Source organism: Komagataeibacter ossonobensis (assembly GCF_057359305.1).
Genome location: NZ_JBXAYQ010000024.1, coordinates 42,287 through 49,332 on the forward strand (window position 1 = coordinate 42,287; position 7,046 = coordinate 49,332).

Here is a 7,046-nt window from a genome sequence, read left to right on the forward strand (position 1 = left end):
GCAAAGCGGCGGGCGCCCGGCATCCCGGGCCGCCCACCATGTCAGGATGGGCTTACTGCGCGGCCGCCGGCGGCGCGTCCTTCAGCTTCTCAAGTTCGGGTAGCGTCGCCTGCACGATCGCATCGCCCCAGACCTTGTAGCTTTCGGGAGTGGCATGAATGCCGTCGATCGTGTTCACGCTGCCCTGCTTGAGCAGTGCCGTGCCGTCAACATACGTGCACGGTGCAACCTCCCCCTTGAGGAATGTCGCCATTTCCGTCGCACGCTGGTCGGTCTTGCCGTAACGCGGGCTGAACTGGCCCCATGTCGGGCCGACCCAGATGCACGCCGTCTTGCCAATGGCGTAGGTCAGCGTCTTGACCTGTTCGTCCACCCAGTCCTTGGACACCGCGTTCTGGCCGTACGCTGCCATCGTATCGCCCAGGATCACCATGACCACGTTGGGGTGCCATTTCTCGATCAGCGAGTTGATCGGCGGAGGGGAGGCAGGCTTCATGTTGGGCGCGCCGATCGGTGCGTCCCCCACGCGTTCGGCGGCGCCACAGCCATTGTTGGGGTTGGGCACGACCCAGTCGGCGGCGGTGGATGAGCACACGCCGTACGTCACGACCTTCGCCCCCTGCTTGGTGAATTCATCGGGCAGAACCGACAGAAGCGAGTCCTTGAAGGTAACATGACTGTCGCCAATGATCAGCAGGGTCAGGCCTGCAAGAAGAGCATTCATCTATTTCTTTCTCCATACCAGAATTATTTTGCCTGTATACCGGGCACACCCGCCCCTTACGGTATGCGCGGCTGGCTTCCCGCCGTCACGGTGAGAGCAGTCGACATCGCAGATGATGGGGAAGATTGTATATGACCTATCACAAATCCCCCGTCAGGTCGTCATGCTCGATCCGCTTGCGCGACCAGCCACGCAGCCACGCCCACACCCCGAGGGCCGCAAGGCCCGCGCCAGCCAGACCGGTCAGGTAAAGCACGGTGGGATGACGGCCCAGATACCAGTCAAGGCGCATCCACAGCGGCAGCGAGCCGACAGTATAAAGCGGTGCCGTGCGGTAGCTGGTGAACTGATCGCCATTCTTGAGCACAAGGTCACCCTGCAGCGCGGGCAGGTCCGTCTTGTTGCGCAGACTGAGTACCATGTCATGAATGCGTTCGGGCGTATCACCCATGAAGGCCACGACCGAGCGCTGGCTGTCATAGGGCGACTGCGCCGCCAGCAGCACGCCCGCTTCCACGATGGGGGCATTCAGATTGGCCGTCACCCCATCCTTCAGTCCCGTATGGTCACGGTCCTGGAACAGGTACCAGATCCCCTGCAGCCCCGTGCGCTGGCCCACCGTGATATGCTGGTCGTGGATCACGTACGGCGAGCGGGCCAGCAGCCCGGTCGCCGCACCCAGCTGCGCCGCGGTGCCAAGCACGACAATGTCCCCCTTTGGCGGGGCCTGTTCCACTTCATCCGCCTTCATGATCTCCACGCCCGCCGCCGGATACCACGTCGATGCGCCAAAGAAGCCCATGAGGTCGAGGAACGCGCCGGCCGTGCCCATATCGGGATGGGTGGGCAGGACAACGGTGGTTTCCGACAGGTCGGCCATGCGCGAGAACGGGAAGGCCGCCTCGGCAAAGTAGGACAGGTTGGGCAACTGGGCAAAATGGTGACCGCGCCGGAAGTCCAGCGTGGAATCCGAATCCACGCTCATGCGGATATCGCCCGGCGTGCGGCGGCATGCACCACGGTCGATGGGACGGGCGTCAAAGTTGAACTGCAACTGGTTCTGCCCGAACAGAAGCCATGGCGGCAGCGCCGTGACATGACCAACCGCCCCTGCATGCTGGTTGACCAGACGTTCGGACCATTTCTGCCACAGGCCCGGCGGGGAGAGCGTATAGCTCTGCAGGTAGTTATTGTTGACGCTGACATCGACGCGCGATGTCTCAAGGTCAACCACGGGGCCACCAGGCGCGCGGACCCACATGTTCATAAGGAACGGCCGCCCGCGCCATGTGTACAGATCAGGCGGCAGATGGAACGGCAGCGTCATGCCCGCGGGCGTGAAACCGCCGCCCTGCAGGTCCGCCGCCCCCACCAGTTCGCCAAAGCGTACGGGGCGGTCCGTCGGCACGAAGGCTGGCGCATCATAGGGATGGCGTGTCTCGAGATTGACATCACTGACCACTTTCGAGGCAACACCACCCAGCGTATCGGGCGAGAACACGACCGCGCGCGCCGCGGCTTCCACTTCCTGCGCGTTACGCCCCGTCACAACCAGCACCGTGCCCCAGCGGTCATTGGGATTGACGATTTCCGCCACCATCGGCCCGGTGGGTCGTGCGCCCGTGGCATCGACAGCCAGGTTTTCGCCCACTTCCACCGCATTGCCCGAGGCCGGGATGGTGGTGGAGACAGGGAAGGACAGCTGCCGGAAATCGGCCACCTTGCCAAACCACGACGCGATCAGCCCTGCCGCCTTGAGCGCCCCCCTGTCCCCCATTGCAGGCAGCACGACAGGCACGCGCAGCGTTGAACGCAGGTTGGGATCGAAGAAGGGGGCGGGCAGGCGCGAAAGCTTGCGTTCTGGCGCAATGCGCACCGTTGTCAGCGTAATGCGTGACATGTCGGAAATACGCGCCCACAGGATCTCGTTGAACAGGTCGTTGCAGTCACGCCGGTATTCACCGGCAAAACGGAAATTGAGCTTGTTGTCGCCCGTGAAATACAGCGGGTCTATATCGAAGGTCAGTGGCCCGAACTGTGGATGCTGCGGATCCACCTTGATGGTGCCCACATACTGTTCGTTCATCGTGACCGTCACCGCACTCGCCTCGGGCAGCAGCGAGGGCGACAGCGCGCCCGACAGCGTCAACTGCGCATGCGTCACCACCCGGTTGGCCGGCACGACCACGTCCAGGCCCTGCAGCGGGGAATACCCGCGCAGCGTCAGCGGGCCGGTCGTGGCGCCAAGACTGCGGAAAGAGATGGTGCGCGTCACCTCCGTATCGCTGATGCGCTCGGCGGCGAGGGGATCAATCGCCGGTGCCTCGTCAGGGACATTACCGGTATTGCTGTCCCCGAACGGGGCTTCCGCCGTGACACCGGTCTGGTCCATGACGGGCGTCATGGCCGGGGGTGCCGCCTCCTGGGCCATGGCAACCGGCACCAGGGCCGTAAAAGCGACAAATAGCGCGGCAGATGCGGTAGCGCCATCACGAACGCTACGGGGAACAGGTTTCAGCACGAGGCTTTGTTTCTCCAGTTTTTCTTCCGCGGCGGGAAGGTCCTCCTCCCCCCCGTCCGACATGGGACGCGGCGCCTCGGGCCCGCGCCGCTTCAGCAGGCCGCCAATGCTGCGGAACACCATCGCAAGGCTGTGCAGCGGGCGGTCGGGGGCGAAATCCGCCCAGTTGGCCCAGGCGTCATTGCGACCAAAGACCATGTTGACGATCTGCTGCTCATCATGCAGGTCGCGCCGGATCCACTGCAGGCGCAGCATGCCCTGCCCCACCCCGACCGCCCGCGCGGGAACGTTGACATGGATCCCATCGCGCGCATTGTCGTAATGAACCGTGAGTTCGGTCCCTTCCATTTCCGCCGTGGCCCATGCCCCATTCACGGCCAGACCGCCGAGCGAGATGTCATATGTATGCGCATCAAACCTGCGGCCCTGTGCATCGGTGACCGCAACGGGCAACCTGACCGTGACGCGTGGCGCGTTGCGTGTCTGCCGCGTTTCCCGCCCCACCGCGATCGACGCCAGGACGATGATCATGCTTATGACCACCCATACCGTGTTCAGCACGAAGGACTGCAGCGCCAGCCGGTCATGAAACTGCCAGAAGATGCCAAATATCCCGCGCGCGAAAGCCACGAACAGCACCACGGCAAGGATGACGTTGGGATAGACTGCGTCCCAGTCGAAATAGCTGCGTGCAAGCAGCCCGCCCTTGTCCGTCACGTTAAACTTCCCCTTGTGCGGCTGCAGCAGGGTGACGATGGTGATGCGGATGAGGAACAGCGCGAGCGAGGTTTCGTAAATCTCGCTCCAGAAGGAATAGCGCCACCGTGACTCGATCCGCGACAAGGTCATGACCGAATGGAAGATGTGCGGAAGCGCATAGACACTGATGGCCAGGGGTGACGCCGCAATGATGTTCTGCCCCAGGAACAGGAAGGCCAGTGGCGACACCAGGAACGTCACCCTGGGTATGGCAAACAGGAAATGCGACATGGCCGACAGGTAGCAAAGTCGCTGTTCCCACCGCAGGCCACCGCCCAGCAGGGGATTGTCCACCCGCATGATCTGGATCATGCCGCGCGCCCAGCGTACGCGCTGGCCGATGTGCAGGATCAGCCGTTCGGTGGACAGGCCAGCCGCCAGCGGTTCGCGCAGATAGGCCGTCCCCCACCCCTTGCGCTGCATCTTCAGCGCGGTATGCGCGTCCTCGGTTACGGTTTCCGTGGCGAAGCCGCCAATGCCCATGACCGCTTCACGCCGGATGATGGCACACGAACCGCAGAAGAATGTCGCGTCCCAGAAATCGTTGCCGTCCTGCACCAGTCCATAGAACATGTTGCCTTCGGGCGGCACGTGCATCCCGCTGACCAGGTTCCGCTGGAACGGGTCCGGGGCATAGAAATGGTGCGGTGTCTGCAGCAGGGCAAGATTGGGGTCAGCCATCATCCAGCCGATGGTCCGCTTGAGAAACCCGCGCGTCGGCACGTGGTCGCAGTCGAAAATCACGGCGTAGGGGCTGTGCGTTACTTTCAGCGCGTGATTGAGATTGCCGGCCTTGGCATGGTTGTTTTCGGAACGGATGATATAGCCCGCCCCCGCCGCAAGCGCGAAATCACGGAACGCCTTACGCCGTCCGTCATCAAGGATGTAGACATTGAGCTTGTCCTCGGGCCAGTCGAGGTCAAGCGCGCCAAGCACCGTCGAGCGGACAAGGGAAAGCTCCTCGTTATAAGATGGAACAAACACATCCACGCTCGGCCATAGTGCCGGATCGGCGGGTAACGGGTACTCCTTGCGGCGCAATGGCCATGCCATCTGGAAATAGCTCAGACACAGCGTCACCAGGGCATAGGTTTCCGCCAGCAGCAGCAGTACGGCCAGCCCCGTCTGCAGCCAGTTGCCGAACTGCACCGTCGTGGTCAGCCGCCATACGATGTAACGCAGCGATACCAGCAGGGACAGCATCATGAGGAAAATGGTGATACCCCGCCCCGGCCGACGGTTGAGTATCAGCAGGACGGTAACGGTACCAATGGAAATGAAGCCCTGCATTGCAGGGTCAACCGCCACCGAGCCGACAAAAGCCATGATGACCACGCCCAGCACGACCGGTACCCAGACCGGAACACGGTCCAGTCCGGTACGTGCCAGCAGTCTGGCAATTTTACCAGTCATGAACCCCGCCCTGTATGCATCGCCTGCTACGTCACTGCCTTATAATAGGAATATCTGGTATTTTGCCGCCCGCAGCCATGCGGTGGCGTCAATGGACTGGCACTGGCGTCATTTTAACCGGGACATGACCAGCCGTTTATGAAAAAACAAATACTCTGTATTTCTGATCCAGAAGAAAATCCTGGCGATCCGACTCCCCTATCATGCAACACCGCGACACTGCATTTACAATGCTGCCAGTTCGCTGCATGGGCTTATATCCGAACAATGCGAACGGTGTTAATTTTGCATTAACCTTCTGTCAAGAGAAAAACCAGAGATCAAAAAACATCATTTTCACCATGCCCATATCCGGATCATTACCCCGAGCATGGAAAATCTATTTATATTTTTTCTTTAGGTGGAATACTTATCTAGATTTTTGTTTCGTTATCAGTGTTATAGGTCAGGCACCCGTTCCCATGGCGCCCATCATGACGCACCTGGGGCTGCTTGACGTCCCATGGATAGGAATTTATGTGAACACCGTTCATTACCATCAACATACAATGTTTACGGATGCCAGCATGAATGCCGACCGGACAGTCCCGATGCAGCATGCCCGTTTTCCCATATGGGACCGCATGCAAAAAGGACGGTCATGAAAACCACGCCGCCTGTCCTGCGCAACGGCAGTTACCACAAGGGACATGTTGCAGAGGACCTGCTGCGCACGGCCCGAAACCTGCTGGATCGGGAAACGGCGGAAAGCGTATCTGTACGGCGCCTGACGCGCGAAGTGGGCGTGACGCCCGCCAATTTCTATAATCACTTCAGCAGCATTCATGACCTGCTGTTGCAAATCGCCGCTGATTCATTCGTACAATGCACACGACAGCTACGCTATTTTCAGCGCAATACCGTAACGCGCGCGGATGCGCTAAAGGCTGCGCTGGTGGAATATGCCAGCTTTGCCCAGCGCCACCCGCAGACATTCCGGATCATGTTCGGCTTCGTGCCCAACGCCATTTCCCACAAGACCTACCATAACGCCGCGATACAGGCATTCGCGGCATTGCTGGAGCTTGTATATGGCCAGGAAATGCTCCACCTCCATGACATTGAAGGCACCCGGAAACGCGCACGTATCGGATATGGCCTGTGTGCAATGGGTCATGGACTGGCGATGATGCTATCGGATGGCCAGCTGCTGTTTGACAAGGAACCGGGTCAGGAACGCCGGAAAATGATCGAGGATATTGTCGATGCCTTCATTCACAACGAATTGCATGAAGCCCTGACCCGGCCAGCAAGGCTGACCTAAAAAATTGGCATTATGGGCCATGGCTGTAATAAATTAAGGAATGGATCAATCAGGGGATCCAATCAGATGAAATTTTACATCCGAGATATACCTTTTTGCTGCCATATTTCTGCGGTCATAAGCCCGCTGGTTCTGTCCCGATCATGTCAACCATCAGCCGCCTGCCCCATTCATATGGATTGATTCGCCAAATCCGCCCACGCCCATAAGGATGACTTCCCATTTCGAGAGCCTACCATAAAGGAAACGTTGCCGAAGACTTGCGGATCGCCACCGTCAGGATACTGGAAACCGAACGGCTGGAAGATCTGTCGGTGCGTCGTCTT

Annotated in this window: 3 protein-coding genes; 1 reads left to right on the top strand and 2 read right to left on the bottom strand. The window is 60.0% G+C overall.

Annotated elements, in window-relative coordinates:
* Positions 1-52: 52 nt before the first annotated feature.
* Together AC1RQ9_RS12845 and bcsA are read right to left on the bottom strand one after the other, a co-directional pair.
* Positions 53-724: an SGNH/GDSL hydrolase family protein gene (locus tag AC1RQ9_RS12845; RefSeq protein ID WP_193732608.1), complete on the bottom strand. Its 672-nt coding sequence runs from the start codon at positions 722-724 to the stop codon at positions 53-55.
* Between the two features lie 139 nt (positions 725-863).
* Positions 864-5,417 (bottom strand): UDP-forming cellulose synthase catalytic subunit, encoded by a 4,554-nt coding sequence (gene bcsA, locus AC1RQ9_RS12850; RefSeq protein WP_485987265.1) that lies wholly within the window; start codon positions 5,415-5,417, stop codon positions 864-866.
* A 640-nt stretch (positions 5,418-6,057) separates the two neighbouring features.
* Here bcsA and AC1RQ9_RS12855 point away from each other — a divergent pair.
* Positions 6,058-6,720 (top strand): TetR/AcrR family transcriptional regulator, encoded by a 663-nt coding sequence (locus AC1RQ9_RS12855; RefSeq protein WP_485987267.1) that lies wholly within the window; start codon positions 6,058-6,060, stop codon positions 6,718-6,720.
* The last annotated feature ends 326 nt before the right edge of the window (positions 6,721-7,046 follow it).

Excerpts from the sequence above, each read along its gene's own strand:
- bcsA (WP_485987265.1), bottom strand. The coding sequence starts at position 5,417 with ATGACTGGTAAAATTGCCAGACTGCTGGCACGTACCGGACTGGACCGT.
- AC1RQ9_RS12855 (WP_485987267.1), top strand. The coding sequence starts at position 6,058 with ATGAAAACCACGCCGCCTGTCCTGCGCAACGGCAGTTACCACAAGGGA.
- AC1RQ9_RS12845 (WP_193732608.1), bottom strand. The coding sequence starts at position 724 with ATGAATGCTCTTCTTGCAGGCCTGACCCTGCTGATCATTGGCGACAGT.